Here is a 20,307-nt window from a genome sequence, read left to right as displayed (position 1 = left end):
TTCTGACCAAGGCGGACCTGTCTAGCCATTCGCTTCATCCTTGAGAGAGGCAAGAAGCGCATTGACACTGGGGCGCTTCGCGAAGTCGGGCACAGGCAACGTCTGTTTCTGTCTGTTTCCTTCGGGGGTGATTATCAAGTTGAAGCCCTTTTGGCGCTTGTACAACTCCACCTCTTAAGCGCTCGACTTAACTTTTTGGGCGAGTTTCGATAGTTTCTTCACGTTCTCCTTCGTGTAGAATTGGGCACACAAGTCTAGGAACCGGCAGGCATCCCTGACGTCCCGAATGACTTGGCTTCTAGCTTCTGTCATCCGGTCTATGACGATGTCACTCAGTTCTTTCGAGGTGTCGACGGCAAGCAATTGTGAAAGCTGCTTACGCGCCCTCTGGAACCTGAGAAGAGGTAGAGCGTCACCGCCACGCAGGATCGCCGCGCCCTCAACGGTCAAGACGACTTTGGATTCATCTATCGGCACCCGCTGCGTCACCCCGTAACGGTCTTCGCGTTCGACCCAGCGTCGTTTCAACTCTTTCAGCTCATACCGTCCTTGCTCTGTCAGCTCCGACTGTATGCCACTGTAACGGAATTCCCCGAAGAGCGCGTGTGACGCGGCTGCGGCTTGTCGCTCCATCTCGACCAGCTCTTCGGAGATGAGGCCCAAGGCGTTAGGAATTCCGTCCAACGTCCTCTTGATGATCTTGCGCTTGGTCGCACGCCTGATCTGCTTTTCCAGCTCTTGTTCGTGGTTGTCTGCGACCTCTTTCCCGAAAAACTCTTCCGCGCAGTTCTTACCGCACAGGGCAATGCGCCCGTCCTCCATCTGGACCGTGAAGCCCTTGTTATGAGGCATGTGACTGTCGCAGAAAGCGCAACGCACCTTGTGCTCTGCATGGTATCTGTTGAGGTAGTGAGATGGCTTCTCTCCCTTAGCGATACTCTCTTTCAGTCCGGGCTGCAAATCCGGCTTCGAGATAATCAAGCTTTCAAGGGAGAACTGTTCATGGGTCCCCATATCTAACTCCATATTCCGCAACATACACGATATATAGCGTGCGTTCTCTTTTTGTCCGAGTCATTTCTTACTTTACCAAAAAGCGCTAAAAGTCCTTCGTAGTCGCCCCGCGCGTTCGACGTGGCAACCTCGACCATATGTTCTCATTTTGTTCTCACTTCGGCAATCCCGCCTCACCGCGTTAAGAAACAGTCCGTTTTCGACTCAAGTCATTGTTTTGAATCGACAATCATGCCTGACACCTTTACAAACCGGCCTAACGGACGTTACGCTAGTTTGGAAAAGGAGGCCCTGCTATGAAGATTGTGACCTACTGCCGAGTCAGCACCCGCTCTCAAGGTCAATCGGGCCTTGGCCTCGAAGCTCAGCAAGCAGCCATCGGGAACTTTGCAGCCGCTAACGCGGCCCAGATCGTCGGGGCGTTCACGGAAGTGGAGTCCGGGCGAAAGGCTGATCGTCCGCAGCTCCAAGCGGCGCTGAAACTGGCAAAGCTCACCGGCTCTAAGCTTGTGATCGCCAAGCTCGACCGCCTCAGCCGAAACGCCGCTTTTCTCCTTAATTTACAGGACTCTGGCGTTGACTTCGTGGCGTGCGATAACCCGTCTGCCACGCCCCTGACGGTCGGTATCCTCGCTCTCGTGGCACAGGACGAAGCCCGCGCGATCCGTGAGCGCACCAAAGCAGCTCTCGCCGCCGCTAAAGCAAGAGGTCAGCAGCTTGGGAACCCCAACGGCGCAGAGGCCCTGAGACGCGCAGGGAAGGGCAACGTGGCTTCCCGGCAGGCAGCATCGGCTAACGCCGACGCACGCGCACAGGACCTCGCTGAGACGCTGGCAGAGGTGCAGGCGAACGGTATCACGACGCTTGCGGGCATCGCCAAAGAGCTGAACCGCCGTGGCATCAAGACGGCACGCGGCAAGAGCTGGCATCCTTCGAGCGTGGCTAACCTGCGGGCGCGGCTCGCCGCCTGACGGCAATACGACATAGCGGGGTGTCGGCTAGTCTGAACGTTTCGCTGTGTTAGCGGAAAGGAGATCTTTGCGCCATTCTACAACCCGCAGAAAACGTTGTTTATGCAATGAAAATAAGCCTAAGGGACCCATTAGGGGGGTAGGGGTGGGGGTATAAAACGGCCGCAGCAGCTGCTTCAGTTAAGTATGTAAACTTCACTATGTCATGTTTAGCAACTCGGTTCACATCCATCCTTCTAATGCAGCGTTGGCTGAAGTCTGTGGCGGGTGAGATAAGCTCCGTGCGCGAGGCCTTGTGGTATTCTTACAGAATTCTCGTAGAGATAGCACAAATGGTTCAGCAAGATTTTTTCACGCTTTGCGCAAACGCGGCATTTCATGGCACGTTGAACAGCGTGTTTGTATTTCTTCCGTCACTAACCTACCAGCTTGTCTCTTTTAGTAAGTTCAGTCGTTTCATCGAACAAACTTGCGGGGAGGGACCCAGGAGAGAGGGGGGAGGAGGGCCTTCTAGAAGTTACAGTGGCTGTGCGCAAATAACGCGAATTTCCTTTTAGTTGCAGTTCTGTAACTTAGCTTAATGACACGCCCTAAAAAATTAGGTCTCGGCCATGGTGGTCAGTTTGTTCTTTAAATATGCTCACTTTCGTAGAGCTCGAAGGCGAGTATATCGGGGGCATTGATTGTTGGAAGAATTGATTGAGCGATTGCGTGATTTTAGAGATGCGCGAGATTGGGCGCAATTTCACACTCCCAAAGATCTCGCTATCTCGATTTCTGTTGAAGCGGCGGAGCTCTTAGAGATTTTTCAGTAGCGGAAAACTGAAGACGAAATCACTGGGGCTGAGCGCGAAGCACTCACCGGTGAGCTCGCTGATATATTTTCATACATGCTACTTCTTTGTGACCGTGCTGAAATTGATTTAATCGAGGCTACTAATGCCAAAATCGATGTGAATGAACTTCGCTTTCCGCCAGAAAGCAGTCGTTCTCAAGCAAAACCGAGTGATAGACTTAAATGATTGAAGCTGACCCCTCTGCTATGCAGGTGTTTGAGCGTTGGAAGAACGCGCCTACCAATGCATTTGGAAGTAAAAATAATGCTGGTATCATACCAGATGAAGATAAAGCGAAATATTCGTTGATTTACGATGAGCTGATGAGCGCGGCTCATGCAGCTCAAAATTCGCTTCAGAACCCAAACGTCGTAGAAATAAAATCTATGAACTATTCGCGGCAATATGGTTCGCGTGGTCATAGACCAGTAGACGTGTGGGTCGCGATCTGCGGAGCAGGTTCGGAAGCATTCGGTAGAATGCCGCAAATCTATATTATTGCTTCGGACCGTGGGCTCGAAATTGGCTTTGCAATTAGCATTAACGAAAACGACTATCACGATCCGTTGGTGAAGGCTCGAAATAGAACGATTGTTCCGTCGATCAATCAGAAGCTGCCCAGTCTCGTTGACCCTTTAACCGTGGCTCTCTCTGATGAACTGCAAGACGAAGGCGGTTGGCATTTTAACAGTAAGGCTCGTTTGTCTCGTGGCGAGCAGGGCTATGATGAATGGTCCTCATTTGAACAGTTCATACACAGTGTCAAAACCTCTGGAACAGATGCCGGTGGCGGATCTGTTTGTAAACTCTATCAAAATGATGAGCTAATTTCTTTAGACCTTGAGGCCGAGTTTAGTCGCGTTGTGAACCTCTTTTTGCCGGTCGTGTTGCGGTGTCTACCTAATTCTTGGGATGTAGAATTGACCGAGATGCAGGCTGAACTCGAAACTCATTCTACGGATGTGGTCTTTAATCCGAGCGATATAGTAGACGCACGAAGTAAAGTTCTAAGGGCAATTGCGGAGCGAAGGGGACAGAGAAAATTTAGACAGGCGTTACTTAAGGCTTATAACGGAGCCTGTGCTATAAGTCGGATTCCAGTAGAAGCCGTTTTAGAAGCTGCGCATATCACACCATACCTGGGCGACGATACGAATGAGATTTCGAACGGTTTGCTACTTCGCGCCGATTTGCACACGCTGTTCGATTTATATCTCATAAAAATTAATCCTGAGACTTATCGCGTTGAAGTGTCTCCGAGTTTAGCTTCGACTCCCTACTGGAATTATAATGATCTTGAAATACAGCTTCCTAAGCGAGTTTCCGATAGACCAAGTGTTTTAGCACTCGCGCAGCACTACGGGAGCTGATGCGCTGGCGCCTACCTCTGGCTATTTCCCTTCTATGATATCGCAAATGGTGTCTAGAAGGGGCTTGAACGCAGAACAATCTACCTTTCCTCGATTGGCTCGAATAACTTTTTCAGAAAACTCTCCTTTGCCATATTCGGTTGATTTGAGTTTTTCGTTTTTCGCTTGGTCCAGCTTCAGCTTTCGTCCGTTCAGTTCGTAATTGAGCCAACTGTCGGGAAAGAGGTGCTCAATATAAATGTTACCCGTTTTCCCAGCTGGTTTTGGGATAGGGATAACGTAGAGGTCCTCTGAAAGCTGATAATAAGGCTCTGATCCATCAACGGTTTTCGTGTTTGTTGTTTTGCTGACAAAAGACCACATACCTCTGCTCTGACTGTCATTATCAACAATGACTAAAACTGGCCTAGATTTAGGCGAGTTGAGTGAATGGAAGCGCGGAACTCGTTCTAGGTGCCGCGTGCAGAATTTCACAAGATTTCCACCACCACCGCTAAGGTCCAATAAATGGTCGCTAGTGGCAGAATGTTTCACGAAATCTACTTTCCAACGGTTTTCCTTGGAAATTTTTCCTGAACGTGTGGGTGGTATTAGAAGGTTAATGAAATTTTCCGCAATCCGTTTATCCTTAGTATGCCAATGGATGGCTTCTTTGAGGTATGTGTAATCGGTCTTCCCTTCACATATTATAAGCGGCTTAGGGGAGAGGTGGATGCGGTGATAATGGAAGTAATCCCCTGCAAGCCGAAGGTAATGCGGGGCTGGGTTAATCTTCGTGTATTGCCTAAGTGGTAATGCTGCTTCTGACATACCTTTGATATGGCAAATGTGGCGAAGCTTCCCCCAGATTTGATCAGAGCTAAGTTTATCATAGCCTAAGTTTAGTTTGTTTTTCGCTATCGCTTCGCCTTTGGTCATCATTGCATGAGCACAATAACGAGCGCCTTTGTAGTATTCCTTTTTAATGTTTACATGCTCGTTAACCGTAAGATTAGTTACAGATTTCCATTGGCTACCGCTTTGCATACGTGTTTTTTTCTTATTTATCTGGAAGCCATACCTTGAGATATTATTCTCAAGATGCGGGGAAGCCACCCAAATCTCTGGAACCGGAAATTGGAATGCGAGCTTGCTCGGAAATTGGCGTAGATTAGTAGAAAACGTGATGTCGTCAGCGTAGCGTGAGTAGGTGCAGCGATATTTTCTCGCTAGAGATTGAAGCGCTATATCTAATGGTTGTGTGAGAAACTCCGAAATAATCGGGGATGATGGCGCTCCTTGAGGTAAAGAATTTTCAAAGCATGCGAGCTGTGCCACCGCAGTTGCAGCTTTATCTCCTAGCTGGAAATTCCTATTTTTTAAAAAAAAGCCGCGAACTCTGCCGAAATTTAAACTCGGGAAGAAGTTCTCCAGATCAATGTTTAACACATACCTTTTCGATGTATGCCTCGCGGCGTTCGTAAATATTGACAGCCCGCGATCTCGTTGAAAGCCGTGTGAGAGCACACGGAAGGGCGTCTGAGGGGCTCCATAGATATCAAAATAACATTGATACAGAAGTCTACTGAGACGAGATTGCATGAACTCCAGGCTACTGGTCGGTGCGCAGATTTCGCGGACCCCGCCATTTTTCTTTGGAATTTCGAATTTGGAATATTTGCTTTCGTCGTCCATCTTGTAAATGATCTTCGACAAGAATTGAGGCTTAACTTCAAGCAGTGCTGCAATGTCGGAAAGGCTGTCGCACGCCGAAAGTTCTTTCAGCCCGTATTTATAGATTTTTCCCATAAAAAATGATCCGCAAGCACTCTTTGAAGTTAACGGTAATTACCGTTCTGTAAGGATGGCCTCGAGAGAAAGCCGACTAACATACTATATAGCCATCACAATTCATGATGGAAGGATCTACTTGCGGATCGCCTTTCTGGTTAAGGGCATTTGGTGAGAAATACAATATTTAGCTGTCTCATCAGACCCGAAAAACCTCACTCAACTACAACCATAACTGATTCATGTGTTGCCGGATGCGCTCGAAGACTAATGTCTGGCGTGTTCATTTGAGGCCGCTCTGATTTTCGCCTCGGTCCAGCCCCCGCTTAATTTTCGAATCGCCAAATTACGAAAGCAAATACGGAAAAAACGTCACACATGACGACACTTTTCTCTGTGTGACTCTTCTATTTAAGCTATTGAAAACAGGTAGATGAATTAAATTTCGGAGAATCGAGTCTTCTCGACCGCACCATTCTCCGGATGGAGAGCAAAGCCCCTAGCGGGGCTTTTTGCATTTGGGGTCTTGGAGTTTTTCGGGCTTTCGAGTTTCCAGAGTTTCTAACCCTATGCGGCATGAAAAACGCGGCCCTTGGGCCGCGCTGTGTCAGGCTAGATTGGCGCGCAGGCCTGTTCCATCCACTCAGCCGTGGGGGCAGAGACATGCGGCCCGATCTCGGCCAGACAGGTCGCGTGGTAATGGTTCAGCCAGTCGCGTTCGGCTTGGCTGAGCAGTTCAACCAGCACCGGACGGGTGTCGATGGGCACCCATGTCAGCGTCTCGAAATGCAGCATCTCGCGCTGGGGATCGGCCTCGGGGCCTTTGTCTGCCGCAAGCGCCAGCACCAGATTCTCGATACGGATACCGAAGGCGCCGTCACGGTAATAGCCCGGCTCGTTCGACAGGATCATGCCCTCTTCAATCGGCAGGGTCGAGGCGCGCGAAATCCGCACCGGCCCCTCATGGACACAAAGCGCCGCCCCCACGCCATGCCCCGTGCCATGGTCGTAATCCTGACCGGCCTGCCATAGCGGCATCCGCGCCAGCGCGTCCAGATGGCTGCCAGCCACGCCCTTGGGCCATTGCGCCATCGACAGCGCGATCATCCCCTGTAGCACGCGGGTATAGGGCGCGCGGGCCTCTTCGGGCACGGGGCCAATCGCGATGGTGCGGGTAATATCGGTGGTGCCATCCACATATTGCCCGCCCGAATCCACCAAAAGCAATTCGCCCGCATTCACGGGACGGTCGGTCTTTTCGGTGACGCGGTAATGCACAATCGCCCCGTCAGGACCCGCGCCGCAGATCGTGTCAAAGCTGATCTCGGTCAGCGCATTGGTCGCGCGACGAAAGCCCTCAAGCGCGGTCACCACCGAAATCTCGGTCAGCCCGCCCTTCGGAGCCTCGGCATCCAGCCAGGCCAGAAACTCGGCCATTGCGCAGGCATCGCGGTGATGGGCCTCTTTCATGCCCGCCACTTCGGCGGCATTCTTGCGCGCTTTGGGCAGCACACAGGGGTCGGTCGCATAATGCGGCGTGGCGCTTGCTTCCGACAGGATCGGACCCACCGCATAGGGTGCGCTTGCCGGATCCACCAGAACCGAGCCCGAAAGCGCGCAGAGCCCTGCGCCAAAACTATCGGGCGGGCACAGGGTCACATCCGGCCCCAAAGCCGTCAGAAGATCGGGCGAAAACTTCGCGCCCTCGGCAAAAAGATCGACCGAACCATCGGCATGCAGAATGGCGAGGCTTTGTACCAGCGGGTTGCGGGCAATGTCATCGCCACGGATATTCAGAAGCCAGCAGATGGAATCCGGCTGGGTCAGCACGGCGGCACTATCTCCGGCCAGTGCGGCCGCCAGTCGGGCGCGTTTCGACGCCGAAGCCTCGCCGGCAAGTTCCGGCGGATGCAGACGGGCGGGGGCAAGCGGCGGGGCAGGGCGGTCCGTCCAGATTTCGTCGATCGGGTTGTCGCAGGGCACCAGTGTGACAGCGGTCTTGGCCAGCGCGGCTCGGATCGCCTCGATCTCGCTATGGGTGTGCAGCCAAGGGTCAAAGCCGATCCGCCCCTCGGTCAGATGTTCGGCAATCCAGGGGCCCGCCTGCGTCTGCGGCCAGTTGACCGGCGTATAGGCTGCCAGATCCACCTCGGAACGCACCTGCACGCGGTAGCGCCCGTCGATGAACACCCCCGCCACTTCCGGCAGCACCACACAAAAGCCCGCCGAGCCGGTAAACCCCGTCAGCCAGCCCAGCCGAGCATCGCGGTCAGCCACATATTCGCCCTGATGGATATCGGCGCGCGGCACGATAAAGCCCGCCAGCCCGCGCTTGGCCAGAACCTCGCGCAGGGCGGCCAGACGGGGCGCGCCGGTTTCGGGGTTCGTCTTGACCGAGAAATCCTGAAACATCAGCCGGCTCTCCGCATGCCCAGCACACGGGCGCGTTTGCGCGGGTCGGCATCAAAGAGGCCCGCCAGTTGTTCGGTCATGGCGCCTGCCAGTTCCTCGGCATCCGAGATCTTCACAGCGCGGTTGTAATATTTGGTCACATCATGGCCGATCCCGATGGCCAGCAATTCCACCGCACGGCGTTTCTCGATCATGGCGATCACATCATGCAGGTGCTTGTCGAGGAAATTCGCGGGGTTCACCGACAAAGTGGAATCATCCACAGGCGCGCCATCGGAAATCACCATCAGGATCTTGCGCGCTTCCGAGCGTTTGGTGATCCGGCGGTGCGCCCATTCCAGCGCCTCGCCGTCGATGTTTTCCTTCAGCAGGCCCTCTTTCATCATCAGACCCAGATTGGGCCGCGCGCGCCGCCACGGCGTATCGGCGCGTTTGTAGATGATATGGCGCAGGTCGTTCAGACGGCCCGGTTGCTGCGGACGCCCCGCATTGAGCCATTCCTCACGGCTTTGGCCGCCTTTCCACGCACGGGTGGTAAAGCCCAGAATCTCGACCTTCACATTGCAGCGCTCCAGCGTGCGCGCCAGAACATCGGCACAGATCGCCGCAATCGAGATCGGACGCCCGCGCATCGACCCCGAGTTGTCCAGAAGCAGCGTCACCACCGTATCGCGGAATTCGGTGTCATGTTCGATCTTGAAGGACAGTGGCGTGGTGGGGTTGGCCACAACCCGCGCCAAGCGGCCCGCATCCAGCATGCCTTCCTCGCGGTCGAATTCCCACGACCGGTTCTGCTGCGCCTGCAGGCGGCGCTGCAGCTTGTTGGCCAGCCGCGATACGGCGCCTTTCAGCGGCTCAAGCTGCTGGTCGAGATAGGCGCGCAGGCGTTCGAGCTCGGCCACTTCGGCCAGCTCTTCGGCCATGATCTCTTCGTCGAATTCCGTGCGGAAGACGGTGTAATTGGGGTCCGCATCCGAGGCGGCAGGCGGCGGAGGCGGCTCCATCGCGGCCTCGGGGTCGGGCATCTCGACCTCGTCGCCATCGGCAGGGTCAGCCAGTTCCTCGGTCGAGGTGGCGGCCTGCTGCTGGTCCTGCGTCTGCTCCTGCGCGCGCTCGGGAGAGGCATCGGCCTCTTCCTGCTCCTGTTGCTCCTGCTCTTCCATCTCGCCGCGATCATTCTCGGGGGCGGCCTCTTCGGCATCCTCCCCGTCATCGCCCATCTCGTCATCGGGGTCATCGCCCAGCTGGTCGCCATAGCCCAGATCGGAGATCAACTGCCGCGAGAATTTGGCGAATGCCGTCTGGTCGGAGAGCACATCCTGCAGACGCTCGAGATTGATGCCCTGCTGTTCCATGAACGGGCGCCACAGGTCGAGCACATGCTCTGCCCCTTCGGGCAGTTTGCGGCCCGTGGCCATTTCGCGGATCATATAGCCCGCCGCCACCGGCAGGGGGGCCTCGGCCTGATTGCGGATCTGGGCATAGCCCTTGCGTGCGGCCTCATGGGCGATCTTCACATCGATATTCGACAGCGTGCCCGGCATGTCGCGCGCGCCCAGAGCCTCGCAACGGGCATATTCCATTTCTTCATAAAGCGCGGCGGCCATATCGCCTGCGGGACGATACCGCCCGTGGGTGCCCGCATCATGGTGGCGCAGACGCAGCGCCAGCTGGTCGGCGGTGCCGCGTGCCAGTAGAACCTCGTCGCGCGTCATCCGCCGCGAGACCTGCGGCAGGCGCATCGTATCGCCTGTCGAGCCGGACGGATCGACCGTATAGCTGACCGTCAACTCCGGCCGGTCGGCCATAGTTTTGGTCGCCTCGGCGAGGGCTTTTTTAAACGGATCGGCGGGGTTATCGATGGGCTTGCTCATGCCCAAGATAAAGCACCACGCCCGTGCCTTCGCAAGAGGGGATCCGCGTGTTCGGCTGTCCCGCCAGACGGGCCAAGGCGGGCTGTGCAGACGCTTCGTGCAGCTTTGCACCAAACTGGGGGTTGTCGTCACATTTCTGCACTGTACCTTGAGGCCAAACGGGCAGCAGACCGGTTGCCCTGTGCAGAAGCGAAGGAGACCCCCATGACAGAACCGCTTAAAATTGGCGTTATCGTCGGCACCACGCGCGAAGGCCGCTTTGCCGATGTGGTGACGGAATGGTTCATGGACAAAACCGCCAGCCGTTCGGCTTTCAAATTCGATGTGATCGATCTGCGCGATCATGTCCTGCCGCATTTCGAAGAGGCGATGGCGCCCGCCTATGCCGAACCCTCCGAAGGGGCCAAGGGCAAATGGAATGATCTGCTGAAAAGCTATGACGGGTTTATCGTGGTGACGCCGGAATATAACCACTCGATCCCCGGTGTGCTGAAAAATGCGTTCGATTACGCTTATACCGGCTGGCGTCGCAAACCGCTGGGGATTGTGGGCTATGGTCCCTCGGGGGCGATGCGCGCCGCCGAGCATCTGCGGGTGATCGCCATCAATTTCGGCATGGTGCCGGTGCGCGGGGCGGTGCATATCGCGGGCGCGGATTTCTTTGCCAATATGACCGAGCGCGACCCGAAAGCCTTCCCCGAACATATCGATCCCACGCTGGACGAGCTGCTGGGCGATATGGAGTTCTGGGGCAATCTGACAAAGCCCGCGCTCAAGGCGTAAGCTTCGCGCGCTTTCCAGAGCCATAATTTGCGGCGGCAGGTCTGTCGCTTTTATTGTGTAGGCCGGAAGGGGCCTCCGGTTTTTCGGGGGCCCGTTTTTATGGGGGCGGCCCTACTTCGGTCGGCGGCCTTACTCCGGCAGGCGCCGGTCAAGGATGAGGATGTCATCGCAATCCTCGACCTTGCGCGGCTTTTGGGCTTTTTGCGGCACCAATATGGCCGTCATCGAGGGCACATGCGGCCCACGATAGCCCATCAGGGCTTCGGAGGCCAGATTGGCATCCGTCAACCGGTCTGCCTCGGCATAGAGCGTGCGGCATTCCAGCAAGGCATCGCGCGCCGAATAGTTTGGCTCGCAGGCCATCAGAAGGCCGGTTGTGCAGAAAAGAAGGGCAAGGCGAGAGGGGCTTAGCATCATAGGCACAGCCTCGCCGTTTTTGCTTTCCAAATCGTAAAGAAAAGGCCGGGAACGCGTCCCGGCCTTCACTTTATTCGACTGGCTCGCGTGATCAGATCGCGATGGAGGCCGCGCTTTCGGGCAGTTCCTCGTCAAACAGGCGCTGGTAGAACTCGGCCACGGTCTGACGTTCAAGCTCGTCACATTTGTTGAGGAAGGTCAGGCGGAAGGCATAGCCCACATCGTTGAAGATGCGTGCATTTTGCGCCCATGCGATGACGGTCCGCGGGCTCATGACGGTGGACAGATCGCCGTTCATGAAGGCCGTGCGCGTCAGATCGGCCACATGCACCATCTGGCTGATGACCTTGCGACCGGCCTCGTTATTGTAGTTGGGGTTCTTCGCCAGCACGATGGCGGCTTCGGCATCATGGCTGAGATAGTTCAGCGTGGCCACCAGCGACCAGCGGTCCATCTGGCCCTGGTTGATCTGCTGGGTGCCGTGATAGAGGCCGGTGGTATCGCCCAGACCCACGGTGTTCGCGGTCGCAAACAGGCGGAAATAGGGGTTCGGGGTGATCACCTCGTTCTGGTCCAGAAGGGTCAGCTTGCCCTCAGCTTCCAGCACACGCTGGATCACGAACATCACATCGGCGCGGCCTGCGTCATATTCGTCGAAGATGATCGCGGTGGGATTGCGCAGCGACCACGGCAGGATGCCTTCATGGAAGACGGTGACCTGCTTGCCATCCACCAGCTTGATCGCGTCCTTCCCGATCAGGTCGATCCGGCTGACATGGCTGTCGAGGTTCACCCGCACACAGGGCCAGTTCAGGCGCGCGGCGATCTGTTCGATATGGGTGGATTTGCCGGTGCCGTGATAGCCCTGGATCATCACGCGGCGGTTATAGGCAAACCCCGCCAGAATCGCCAGCGTGGTGTCGCGGTCGAACTTGTAGGTCGGGTCGATTTCCGGCACGCGTTCGGTGCGCTCGGCAAATCCCTTGACCTTCATATCACTGTCAATGCCGAAGACCTCGCGGACATCGATCTCTTCGGTGGGTTTTGCATTCATATCGAGCATTTCGGGCACCTTTCTCTTGGTCGCCGCAGCCGTCATCGAAATCGGACGCAGGGCGTGTCTGACCGAGTTGTGGAGCATATCGCGGGGCGCTGCAAGGGCAAGCGGCCATTTGGGGAACCGCAATCGGGGGATGGTGCGTTGCGCCTGCAAGACGGAGCAAGTAGCCTGCAGGACGCATATCCCGCACGCGCGTGCGCAAACATGCGAAAATTGTGAACGGAGATTGGTATGAGCGGCCTTCTGGCGCTTTTGGATGATGTGGCGGGAATCGCCAAGATCGCGGCGGCTTCGGTCGATGATGTGGCAGGGCAGGCAGCCAAGGCCGGGGCCAAAGCGGCGGGGGCGGTGATTGATGATGCGGCGGTCACGCCCAAATATGTGCATGGTTTTGCCGCTGCCCGTGAATTGCCCATTGTGGGCAAGATCGCGCTGGGGTCGATCCGCAACAAGCTGGTCTTCCTGCTGCCATTGGCGCTGCTGCTGTCCAGCTTCGCGCCTTGGGCCATTACGCCGCTTCTGATGCTGGGCGGGGCCTATCTGTGTTTCGAAGGGGCCGAGAAAGTGTGGCATGTGCTGCACCCCGCCGCCGCCCATCCGGCAGAAGACGCGGCCCCCAAGGCCAAAGAGAACGCGGCCCTGCTTGAGGAGAAAAAGGTCAGAGGTGCGGTAAAAACCGATTTCATCCTCTCGGCAGAGATCATGACCATCGCGCTTTCCGCCTTGCCGGAAGGGGATGCGCTATGGATCGAGGCCCTGACGCTGGCGATTGTCGGTATCGGGATCACGGCGGTGGTCTATGGGGGTGTCGCGATTATCGTGAAGGCCGATGATGTGGGGCTGTGGCTGGCGGAAAATGCCAGGCTTGCGGCCACACGCGCCTTTGGCCGCGCGATCGTGCATTTCATGCCGCTTTTCATGAAGATCCTGATGATCGTGGGCACCGCTGCGATGATCTGGGTGGGGGGCAATATCATCCTGCATGGTCTGGCCGAACTCGGCTTCGGGGCGCCCTATGACTGGATCCACCATCAGTCCGAAGCGGTCGCGGCGAAGGTGGGCGAGGCATGGAAGCCCGCGCTTGGCTGGGCGGTTACCGCCTTCTGTGACGGAATCTTCGGGGTACTGTTCGGCTTCGTGCTGATTCCTGTCGTGACATTCGTGATCTCGCCGGTCCTCGGGATGTTTGCCAAGAAAGAGGCGGCATGACACAGGCGCTGCGCCCGCATCATGTGGCGATCATCGCATCGGATTACCAAAGCTCCAAGCACTTTTACACAGAGGTGCTCGGGCTGAAGGTGATCGCGGAAACCTATCGCGCGGCGCGCGACAGCTGGAAACTGGATCTGGAGATGGCGGAAGGGGTGCAGATCGAACTCTTCACCTTCCCGAATGCCCCCAAGCGCCCGACCCGTCCCGAGGCGCAGGGGCTGCGGCATCTGGCCTTCGCGGTGGGCGATATCGATGCATGGTGCGCGAGGCTTGCGCATCATGGGGTGGAGGTCGAGCCGATTCGCGTGGATGCGCTGACCAACGCCCGTTTCACCTTTTTCCAAGACCCCGATGGCCTGCCGCTAGAGCTTTACGAGACGTAATTCTCCTTGCCAATCCTGACCGGTCATGTGTTCCTTGCGGTATTTCGCCCAAGAATTTCAATGAGGAATATATGACCATCCAGACATCAGAGGCCTTCGAGGTCATCGGCCTTTCGGAGATTGTCCAGAACACAGACCCCGTGAAGATTGGCGCGCTTTGGGCGCGGTTTCAGTCACAAGATGTCAGGGGCGCTTTGGGAGAGGCGGCCTCTGCCGAGCTTTACAGCGTCTATCATGACTATAGCGGAGGGTTTCTCGACCCCTATCGGGTGACCCTCGGCTACCGCGTGCCGCAGGGCACAGCCATTCCCGAGGGCTTTCATAGCGCGCAGGTGCCTGCGCAGAAATATGAGGTTCTGCCCACCCAAGGGCCGCAGCCCCAAAGCCTGATCGCGCAATGGCAATCCATCTGGCAAAAGGACATCCCGCGCGCGTTTCAGGCGGATTTCGATCTCTATGATACGCAGGACCCGACGAAGATAACCGTCTATCTTGGCCTAAGCGCCTAGGCTCTGCGCTCGGCTCTGAGGCAAGCCCGCAAGGGAAAGAACCAGCGGGCAGCTTTGGCGCATGGGAAAGCGAAAAAAGGGAGGCCAATGGCCTCCCTTGGTGTCCGGTGCTTAGCCGTGGCTGGCCAGTAGCTCGCGCAGCTGCGAGGGGAAAAGCTGCAAAATCAGCGTTTCGCTCATCGCATCGCCTTTATGGTCCAGATACATGCGGATATCGATCGGATCGTTATTGTCCGTGGCCACGGCCGAAAAATCCAGATCGAAGATCGCGCGCCAGTAATCGGCCCCGACAACGGGGAAGGCGCTTGTAAGAGAGGTCGTGCCCACCGAGGCGGTAACAACCGGCTCCAGGCCGTCCGCACGGCTCAGCCCCTGAAGGCCGGTGCTGTCGAGATCGCAAACGATCTTCACGGTGTTGGCCGGACGGTCCTGCCCCGGAATGCCGCCCGTGCCGATACGGATCGCGGTAAACTGCGCTTTCTGGCGCGGCACCGGCACATCCTTCACCCAGCTCAGCCGATAGTTCACGCTGAATTCCGAGCCTGTCGCGGACGGGTCGGAGGGGGTCCAGAAGGCCACGATATTGTCCATCGTTTCGTCATCGGTGGGGATCTCGATCAGGGTCACGGCCCCTTCGCCCCAGCCCTCTTTCGGCTCGATCCAGGCGGTGGCGCGTTTTTCATAGAAAACGCCATCATCTTGATATTGCTTGAAGTCACGCTCGCGCTGCGCAAGGCCGAAGCCTTTGACATTGGGCGAGTGGAAGCTGTTCGCCATCACCCGTGGCGGATTGTTCAGCGGACGCCAGATCTTTTCGCCGGTGCCGGTATGGATCTCCAGCCCGTCGCTGTCATGGACCTCGGGGCGCCAGTCGGGGGATACCTGCCGGTCATGCTTGCCAAACCAGTACATCGAGGTCAGCGGCGCGATGCCAAGCCGGTTCACATCGCCGCGCAGGAAGATATCTGCCGAGACATCCTGCACCACGCCGCCGCCCAGACGCGAAACGATCTTATAGGCACCGGTCGCGCGCGGGCTTTCCAGAAGCGCATAGGTGACAAAGCTGCCATCTTCGGGTTCTTCCAGCCAGAAGCGGGTGAAGCGCGGAAATTCCTCCGGCCCTTCGGCCACAGCCGTATCCAGCGCCAGCCCGCGCACCGACAGCCCGAACTGGCCCGAATAGCCCGCAGTCCGCCAGTAAGACGCCCCCAGAAAGGCCATCCAGTCGGCATTATGTTTGCGGTCCTGCACCGAAAACCCTGCAAAGCCTTCGGTCCCATGCAGGTTCTGGGCGGGGCTGTCGGCGGGAATATCGAAATAGTTTTTCGAGAACGGCACTTCGCGCGCCATCCCGCCATTCACGGCGTAGATATGCACCGGATCGGGGAAATACCGGCCCGGAAAGAAGAAATGCACGGGGTAGTCGTCGCCATTGCCCCAAAGCGCGTGATCCTTGCGGAATTTGATCGCGCCGTGGGCGTCGTAATCGATCTGCTGGATGATCTCGGGATCGGCGACTTTCATCGCATTATAGGGGCCGTTGGCCAGCGTGCGGGCCATGTCGCGCAGCATATCGAACGAGAACGGCTCCGCTTGGCCCAAAGGCATGCCATGCGCGATCTCGTCGGCTTGGGCGCGCGCCATTTGCGGCAGCAGGAAGAAGGCGCCGGTTCCGAGGGCGGAGGCAAGGACCTGACGGCGGGAGGGGTGAGAATCTGTCATCAAATGCTCCGGATATCGTGCTAATTCCAGATAAGTGCGGGGATTGTGGCAAAGCGCAACAGAAGATCCCGTGAATGGGCAGGAAGATGCTGAAAAACTCGAGTTTTTATGTCGAGTAAGCGGATTTTTAGCCCCCTGCGGCTTTGGCAAGCGCCAGAAAGGCGGCTTCGGCACGGGTAAAGGGACGTTCGCGGTGGCGCAGCAGCGAGAAGGGGCGCTGCGGCAGGGTCGCTTCCAGCACGCTCAGCCGTCCGCTTTCAAGCGAATGGGCGACCACCAGTTCGGAAAGGATGCTAGCCCCTGCACCGGCCTCGACCGCCGCGCGCACGGCTTCGTTGGAGGGCAGTTCCAGCACAGGGGGCAGGTCGCCTGCGGCCAGTCCCTGTGCGGCAAGCCAGTGGTCGAAGATCGCGCGGGTTCCCGACCCCGGTTCGCGCAGCACCCAGCTTTGTGTCGCTGGATCGAATGGCAGGCTAGCCAGTCCGGCCGCGCGCACCAGTTTCATATGGTCGCTGGCCAGCGGGTGGACCTCCAGAAGGTCATCATGGCAGCGGTCCTCGATCACCGCCAGATCGGCCTCCAGCTCATGCACCTTTTGCGCGGCCTCTTCGGAATTGCCGATCCGCAGCTGCAACTCGATGCCGGGATAGCTTTGCCGGTAGCGCGCCAGAACGGGAGGCAGCCAGTAATTGGCGACAGTCTGACTGGCCGCGATGCGCAGATGTCCGCGGGTCAGACCGGCGAGATCTTCCAGCATCCGTTCCGCCTGCTCGGCCTGCGCCAGCAGCTTGCGCGCCTCGGTGCGGAAGCTGCGCCCCGCATCGCTCAGGACGATCCGGCGTCCGATCCGGTCGAACAGCCGGACACCGTGGCGCTGTTCGAGCGCCGAGATCGCGGCGCTTGTCGCACTGGGCGTCAGATGCAGGGCTTCGGCGGCACGGGTGACATGTTCGCGCTCGGCCACCGCCAGAAAGATACGAAGCTGGTCTAGGGTCATCAGGGCCGCCTTTGCGCGGAGTTACTGCGTCAGACATACCAATAGCAGGCTGAGGCCGGAGATGAAGACCCAAGCCGCCGCCCCCAGAATAGCGGGGCGCAGGCCCGCCGCGACAAGCTTGCGCAGGTCGGTGGACAGGCCCATAGCCGCCAGAGCCACGCTCAGCAGGATCTGGGTCAGGGTCGTGCTGGTATCGCGCATAGGGGCGGGCACCAGCCCTGTCGATGCAAGACCGACCATCGCGATGAAGCCGAAGACAAACCACGGCAGGGGCGCGCGGCCAAGGCTTTCGCCCTTTTTCGGGCGGTTGCGGGAGGACAGGCCCAGAAGCAGCACCATCGGGGCCAGCATCATCACGCGGGTGAGTTTGGCGATGGTGCCGAAATGTCCCGCCTGATCTCCTTGCTGGAACGCGGCAGCCACCACCTGCGCGACTTCGTGGATAGAGGCCCCCGTCCAGAGGCCATAGGCTTTTGGCCCCAGCGACAGCAGCGGTGCCGCTAGCGGCATCAGCGCCATCGAGGCCGAGCCGAAGATCGTCACACAGGCAATCGCATAGGCGACATCCTCGTCACGGGCGCGCGTCACGGTATTGGCGGCGATCACGGCGGAGGCCCCGCAGATGGAGCTGCCTGCCGCGATCAGATCGGTCAGCCCCGCCGGAAGCCCCATGCGCCGCCCCAGCCAGCGGGTGAAGGCGAAGGTTGCCAGCAGGGTCACGAGGATGAGGGCCAGACCGCTCACTCCGACCGAGAGCACCTGCCCGAATGTCAGTTGCAGGCCCAAAAGCACGATGCCGCCCCGCAGGACATAGCGCAGGCTGAAGGCGATCCCCGGGGCGAAACAGGGCGGCAGAGGGTGCATGGTATTCAGCGCCATGCCCAGCAGGATGGCCAGAATAAGCGGCGAGAGCGCCGAAATCCCCGCAAGGTGATGGGCGGCAAAGGCCAGTGCCGCAAGGGCGGCACAAAGCGCAAGGCCGGGGAGCGCCGTGCGAAGGGTCAAGACGCGGCGGCGCAGAAGGGCGGGAATATGCGTTCGGGGGGCGGGAGCTATCATGGGACACCTTTTTGATCCGGTGTCCCGAAGATGGTGGCAGGGCCTTTGTAAGTCCAACTGAACGTATTGGACGTTTCATTCGATCAGGTCGAACGATAGGCACCCGCAGGTCCGAAAGGGCTGTCAGGGCAACCGGTGCGTCAGAGGATCTCCAGCACCTGTTCGGGCGGGCGCCCGATACGGGCGGCGGTGTCATGGATCAGGATCGGTCGCTCGATCAGCTTCGGAGTCCGGGCCAGATGGTCGAGGATTTCCTCGGCGCTGGCTGTTGCATCGAGGCTGTCCTTGGCCTCTTTCCAGCGGATCAGGGCGCGGGCGGGCTGGTCGAGCTTGTCCACAAGCGTCTCTAGTTCCGCCCGACTGGGCGGGTCGTTCAGATAGAGCCGCAGCTCGGGGGTGATCCCCCGCGCCTGTAACAGGGCCAATGTTTCACGTGATTTCGAGCAGCGCGGATTGTGCCACAAGATCAAAGCCATTGATCGCGCCCTTTGCCAACGGCATCGGAAATATGGGCATAGCCGTTTTCCGCAAGAAGCGCGTCCAGTTCATGGGCGATGCGGTCGGCCAGCGACAACCCGTGATAGACGAGCGCCGAATAGAGCTGCACCGCCGAGGCCCCTGCGAGAATCTTCTGATAGGCCTGCGCACCGGAGGAAATGCCGCCCACGCCGATCAATGGCAGCTGGCCTTCGGTCGCGCGGGAGAGTTTGGCCAGAACCCGCGTCGATTTCTCGAAAAGCGGCGCGCCGGACATGCCGCCTTTTTCCGCGGCATGGGCACTGTGCAGCCCGTCGCGCGACAGGGTTGTGTTGGTGGCGATGATCGCGTCGATACCGCTGTGGCGGGCCACCTGCGCGATGTCGATAATTTCGTCATCGGTCAGATCGGGCGCGATCTTGAGGAAGATCGGGATCGGGCGGGCCAATGTGTTACGGGTGCGGATCACATCCGCCAGAAGCGCGCCCAAGGCCTCGGGGCCCTGTAGGTCGCGCAGCTTTTCCGTATTGGGCGACGAGACATTGACGGTGGCAAAATCAAGCCACGGTCCGGCATGGGCCAGCACCTTGGCAAAATCCGCCGCGCGATCCACGCTGTCCTTATTGGCCCCCAGATTTAGCCCCACCGGAATGCCGGCAGGCCGTCCCGCAAGGCGGTGGGCGATGGGTTCCATGCCTTCGTTATTGAAGCCGAAGCGGTTGATGACGGCACGGTCCTCGGTCAGGCGGAACAGGCGCGGTTTGGGGTTTCCGGGCTGGGCGCGCGGCGTGGCGGCCCCGACTTCCAGAAAGCCGAACCCCGCCCGCATCAGCGGGGCGACCGCTTCGGCATTCTTGTCGAACCCTGCCGCCAGTCCGACCGGATTGGGCAGGGCAAGACCGGCGATTTCGGTGGCGATGCGCGGGCTTGTCCAGACGCCTTTCATCGGCACCAGACCAGCAGCCAGAGCGCGGATCGACAGACCATGTGCGCGTTCCGGATTGAAGTAATGCAGGGCGCGCAGGCCAAGGGACTCGATCAGGGGCATCACAGGGTCTCCGGAAAGATATGGCCCTCGGGGCCTTGGGGAAGCGGATGGGTGGCGTGGACCTCGTTCAGGGCCAGCGCGCGGTAGAGATGCGGGAAGAGCGCCCCGCCGCGCGAGACCTCCCATCTGAGCGCCGCACCCAACGCATCGGCGTCAACGCTGGCCAGCACCAGATCACCGGCACCGGCGAAGTGCTTTGCCGCGGTTTCGCGCATCTGCTCTGCCGTGGAAAAATGGATAAACCCGTCGGCCAGATCGACCGGCGCGCCCGATGTGGTGCCCTGCGCCTGAAGCGCCTGCCATTCGGCGGGGCGAAAGATCTTGTAAATCAGCATGGCGTTCACATGCCCAATGACGCGGAAATAATCAATCTCTTTCGGAAAAACCGAAAGA

General features: G+C 58.2%; 18 protein-coding genes. 6 read left to right on the top strand and 12 right to left on the bottom strand.

Translation table 11 applies throughout. From position 1 onward, the window contains the following. Positions 1-174: 174 nt before the first annotated feature. The gene (locus tag WDB86_RS05660) at positions 175-1,014 is read right to left on the bottom strand and encodes a hypothetical protein (protein WP_406736855.1); all 840 of its coding nucleotides are present in this window, start codon (positions 1,012-1,014) and stop codon (positions 175-177) included. Between the two features lie 296 nt (positions 1,015-1,310). On the opposite strand from WDB86_RS05660, the gene WDB86_RS05655 reads away from it, so the two are divergent. Continuing rightward, complete coding sequence (locus WDB86_RS05655) at positions 1,311-1,985, top strand: recombinase family protein (protein ID WP_406736854.1); 675 nt, start codon at positions 1,311-1,313, stop codon at positions 1,983-1,985. Between the two features lie 1,018 nt (positions 1,986-3,003). Next, a complete protein-coding gene (locus WDB86_RS05650; RefSeq protein ID WP_406736853.1) occupies positions 3,004-4,191 on the top strand; it encodes an HNH endonuclease in 1,188 nt (395 codons plus the stop codon). A 21-nt stretch (positions 4,192-4,212) separates the two neighbouring features. On the opposite strand, the gene WDB86_RS05645 is transcribed toward WDB86_RS05650, so the two are convergent. From WDB86_RS05645 to cobT, 3 genes are all read right to left on the bottom strand, one after another. After that, the gene (locus tag WDB86_RS05645) at positions 4,213-5,979 is read right to left on the bottom strand and encodes a retron Ec67 family RNA-directed DNA polymerase/endonuclease (protein ID WP_406736852.1); all 1,767 of its coding nucleotides are present in this window, start codon (positions 5,977-5,979) and stop codon (positions 4,213-4,215) included. A gap of 594 nt (positions 5,980-6,573) precedes the next feature. Then, entirely contained in the window at positions 6,574-8,373 is a 1,800-nt protein-coding gene (locus WDB86_RS05640; RefSeq protein ID WP_406736851.1) for an aminopeptidase P family protein, read from the bottom strand. Then, entirely contained in the window at positions 8,373-10,247 is a 1,875-nt protein-coding gene (gene cobT, locus WDB86_RS05635) for a cobaltochelatase subunit CobT (protein WP_339109414.1), read from the bottom strand. The genes WDB86_RS05640 and cobT overlap by 1 nt, the downstream gene beginning before the upstream one ends. A gap of 204 nt (positions 10,248-10,451) precedes the next feature. On the opposite strand from cobT, the gene WDB86_RS05630 reads away from it, so the two are divergent. Continuing rightward, the gene (locus WDB86_RS05630) at positions 10,452-11,030 is read left to right on the top strand and encodes an NADPH-dependent FMN reductase (protein WP_406720508.1); all 579 of its coding nucleotides are present in this window, start codon (positions 10,452-10,454) and stop codon (positions 11,028-11,030) included. A gap of 129 nt (positions 11,031-11,159) precedes the next feature. Here WDB86_RS05630 and WDB86_RS05625 read toward each other — a convergent pair whose 3' ends face one another. Then, positions 11,160-11,447 (bottom strand): hypothetical protein, encoded by a 288-nt coding sequence (locus tag WDB86_RS05625; protein WP_406720509.1) that lies wholly within the window; start codon positions 11,445-11,447, stop codon positions 11,160-11,162. A gap of 91 nt (positions 11,448-11,538) precedes the next feature. Next, entirely contained in the window at positions 11,539-12,510 is a 972-nt protein-coding gene (cobS, locus tag WDB86_RS05620) for a cobaltochelatase subunit CobS (protein WP_406736850.1), read from the bottom strand. Positions 12,511-12,738: 228 nt separating this feature from the next. On the opposite strand from cobS, the gene WDB86_RS05615 reads away from it, so the two are divergent. The 3 genes from WDB86_RS05615 (at position 12,739) to WDB86_RS05605 (ending at position 14,611) form a co-directional block, all read left to right on the top strand. Continuing rightward, positions 12,739-13,716, top strand: coding sequence for a DUF808 domain-containing protein (locus WDB86_RS05615; RefSeq protein WP_406720511.1), 978 nt, complete (start codon positions 12,739-12,741; stop codon positions 13,714-13,716). After that, a complete protein-coding gene (locus WDB86_RS05610; protein ID WP_406736849.1) occupies positions 13,713-14,102 on the top strand; it encodes a VOC family protein in 390 nt (129 codons plus the stop codon). The genes WDB86_RS05615 and WDB86_RS05610 overlap by 4 nt, the downstream gene beginning before the upstream one ends. 71 nt (positions 14,103-14,173) lie before the next feature. Continuing rightward, entirely contained in the window at positions 14,174-14,611 is a 438-nt protein-coding gene (locus WDB86_RS05605) for a GyrI-like domain-containing protein (protein WP_339109420.1), read from the top strand. 111 nt (positions 14,612-14,722) lie between these two features. Here WDB86_RS05605 and WDB86_RS05600 read toward each other — a convergent pair whose 3' ends face one another. The 6 genes from WDB86_RS05600 to WDB86_RS05575 form a co-directional block, all read right to left on the bottom strand. Next, positions 14,723-16,333: a glucan biosynthesis protein D gene (locus WDB86_RS05600; RefSeq protein WP_339109421.1), complete on the bottom strand. Its 1,611-nt coding sequence runs from the start codon at positions 16,331-16,333 to the stop codon at positions 14,723-14,725. A gap of 127 nt (positions 16,334-16,460) precedes the next feature. Beyond that, complete coding sequence (locus tag WDB86_RS05595) at positions 16,461-17,330, bottom strand: LysR substrate-binding domain-containing protein (RefSeq protein WP_406736848.1); 870 nt, start codon at positions 17,328-17,330, stop codon at positions 16,461-16,463. Between the two features lie 21 nt (positions 17,331-17,351). After that, positions 17,352-18,389 carry a YeiH family protein gene (locus tag WDB86_RS05590; RefSeq protein WP_406736847.1) on the bottom strand — a complete coding sequence of 346 codons (1,038 nt, stop codon included), beginning with the start codon at positions 18,387-18,389 and terminating at the stop codon, positions 17,352-17,354. Positions 18,390-18,529: 140 nt separating this feature from the next. Further along, positions 18,530-18,865 carry an arsenate reductase (glutaredoxin) gene (gene arsC, locus WDB86_RS05585; protein ID WP_406736846.1) on the bottom strand — a complete coding sequence of 112 codons (336 nt, stop codon included), beginning with the start codon at positions 18,863-18,865 and terminating at the stop codon, positions 18,530-18,532. Next, positions 18,856-19,914 carry a quinone-dependent dihydroorotate dehydrogenase gene (locus tag WDB86_RS05580; protein ID WP_339109425.1) on the bottom strand — a complete coding sequence of 353 codons (1,059 nt, stop codon included), beginning with the start codon at positions 19,912-19,914 and terminating at the stop codon, positions 18,856-18,858. The genes arsC and WDB86_RS05580 overlap by 10 nt, the downstream gene beginning before the upstream one ends. Continuing rightward, positions 19,914-20,249: a DUF952 domain-containing protein gene (locus WDB86_RS05575; protein ID WP_406736845.1), complete on the bottom strand. Its 336-nt coding sequence runs from the start codon at positions 20,247-20,249 to the stop codon at positions 19,914-19,916. The genes WDB86_RS05580 and WDB86_RS05575 overlap by 1 nt, the downstream gene beginning before the upstream one ends. Positions 20,250-20,307 lie beyond the last annotated feature (58 nt).

The sequence above is a fragment of the Thioclava sp. GXIMD4215 genome (assembly GCF_045291555.1).
Classification (GTDB): Bacteria; Pseudomonadota; Alphaproteobacteria; order Rhodobacterales; family Rhodobacteraceae; genus Thioclava; species Thioclava litoralis.
Note: the sequence above shows the minus strand (reverse complement) of the source record. Positions and strands in the feature narration are given on the sequence as shown.

Bases quoted from the DNA above. Each gene is read 5' to 3' on its own strand.
- WDB86_RS05660 (WP_406736855.1), bottom strand. From the start codon at position 1,014: ATGGGGACCCATGAACAGTTCTCCCTTGAAAGCTTGATTATCTCGAAG.
- WDB86_RS05655 (WP_406736854.1), top strand. From the start codon at position 1,311: ATGAAGATTGTGACCTACTGCCGAGTCAGCACCCGCTCTCAAGGTCAA.
- WDB86_RS05650 (WP_406736853.1), top strand. From the start codon at position 3,004: ATGATTGAAGCTGACCCCTCTGCTATGCAGGTGTTTGAGCGTTGGAAG.
- WDB86_RS05645 (WP_406736852.1), bottom strand. From the start codon at position 5,979: ATGGGAAAAATCTATAAATACGGGCTGAAAGAACTTTCGGCGTGCGAC.
- WDB86_RS05640 (WP_406736851.1), bottom strand. From the start codon at position 8,373: ATGTTTCAGGATTTCTCGGTCAAGACGAACCCCGAAACCGGCGCGCCC.
- cobT (WP_339109414.1), bottom strand. From the start codon at position 10,247: ATGAGCAAGCCCATCGATAACCCCGCCGATCCGTTTAAAAAAGCCCTC.
- WDB86_RS05630 (WP_406720508.1), top strand. From the start codon at position 10,452: ATGACAGAACCGCTTAAAATTGGCGTTATCGTCGGCACCACGCGCGAA.
- WDB86_RS05625 (WP_406720509.1), bottom strand. From the start codon at position 11,447: ATGATGCTAAGCCCCTCTCGCCTTGCCCTTCTTTTCTGCACAACCGGC.
- cobS (WP_406736850.1), bottom strand. From the start codon at position 12,510: ATGCTCGATATGAATGCAAAACCCACCGAAGAGATCGATGTCCGCGAG.
- WDB86_RS05615 (WP_406720511.1), top strand. From the start codon at position 12,739: ATGAGCGGCCTTCTGGCGCTTTTGGATGATGTGGCGGGAATCGCCAAG.
- WDB86_RS05610 (WP_406736849.1), top strand. From the start codon at position 13,713: ATGACACAGGCGCTGCGCCCGCATCATGTGGCGATCATCGCATCGGAT.
- WDB86_RS05605 (WP_339109420.1), top strand. From the start codon at position 14,174: ATGACCATCCAGACATCAGAGGCCTTCGAGGTCATCGGCCTTTCGGAG.
- WDB86_RS05600 (WP_339109421.1), bottom strand. From the start codon at position 16,333: ATGACAGATTCTCACCCCTCCCGCCGTCAGGTCCTTGCCTCCGCCCTC.
- WDB86_RS05595 (WP_406736848.1), bottom strand. From the start codon at position 17,330: ATGACCCTAGACCAGCTTCGTATCTTTCTGGCGGTGGCCGAGCGCGAA.
- WDB86_RS05590 (WP_406736847.1), bottom strand. From the start codon at position 18,389: ATGATAGCTCCCGCCCCCCGAACGCATATTCCCGCCCTTCTGCGCCGC.
- arsC (WP_406736846.1), bottom strand. From the start codon at position 18,865: ATGGCTTTGATCTTGTGGCACAATCCGCGCTGCTCGAAATCACGTGAA.
- WDB86_RS05580 (WP_339109425.1), bottom strand. From the start codon at position 19,914: ATGCCCCTGATCGAGTCCCTTGGCCTGCGCGCCCTGCATTACTTCAAT.
- WDB86_RS05575 (WP_406736845.1), bottom strand. From the start codon at position 20,249: ATGCTGATTTACAAGATCTTTCGCCCCGCCGAATGGCAGGCGCTTCAG.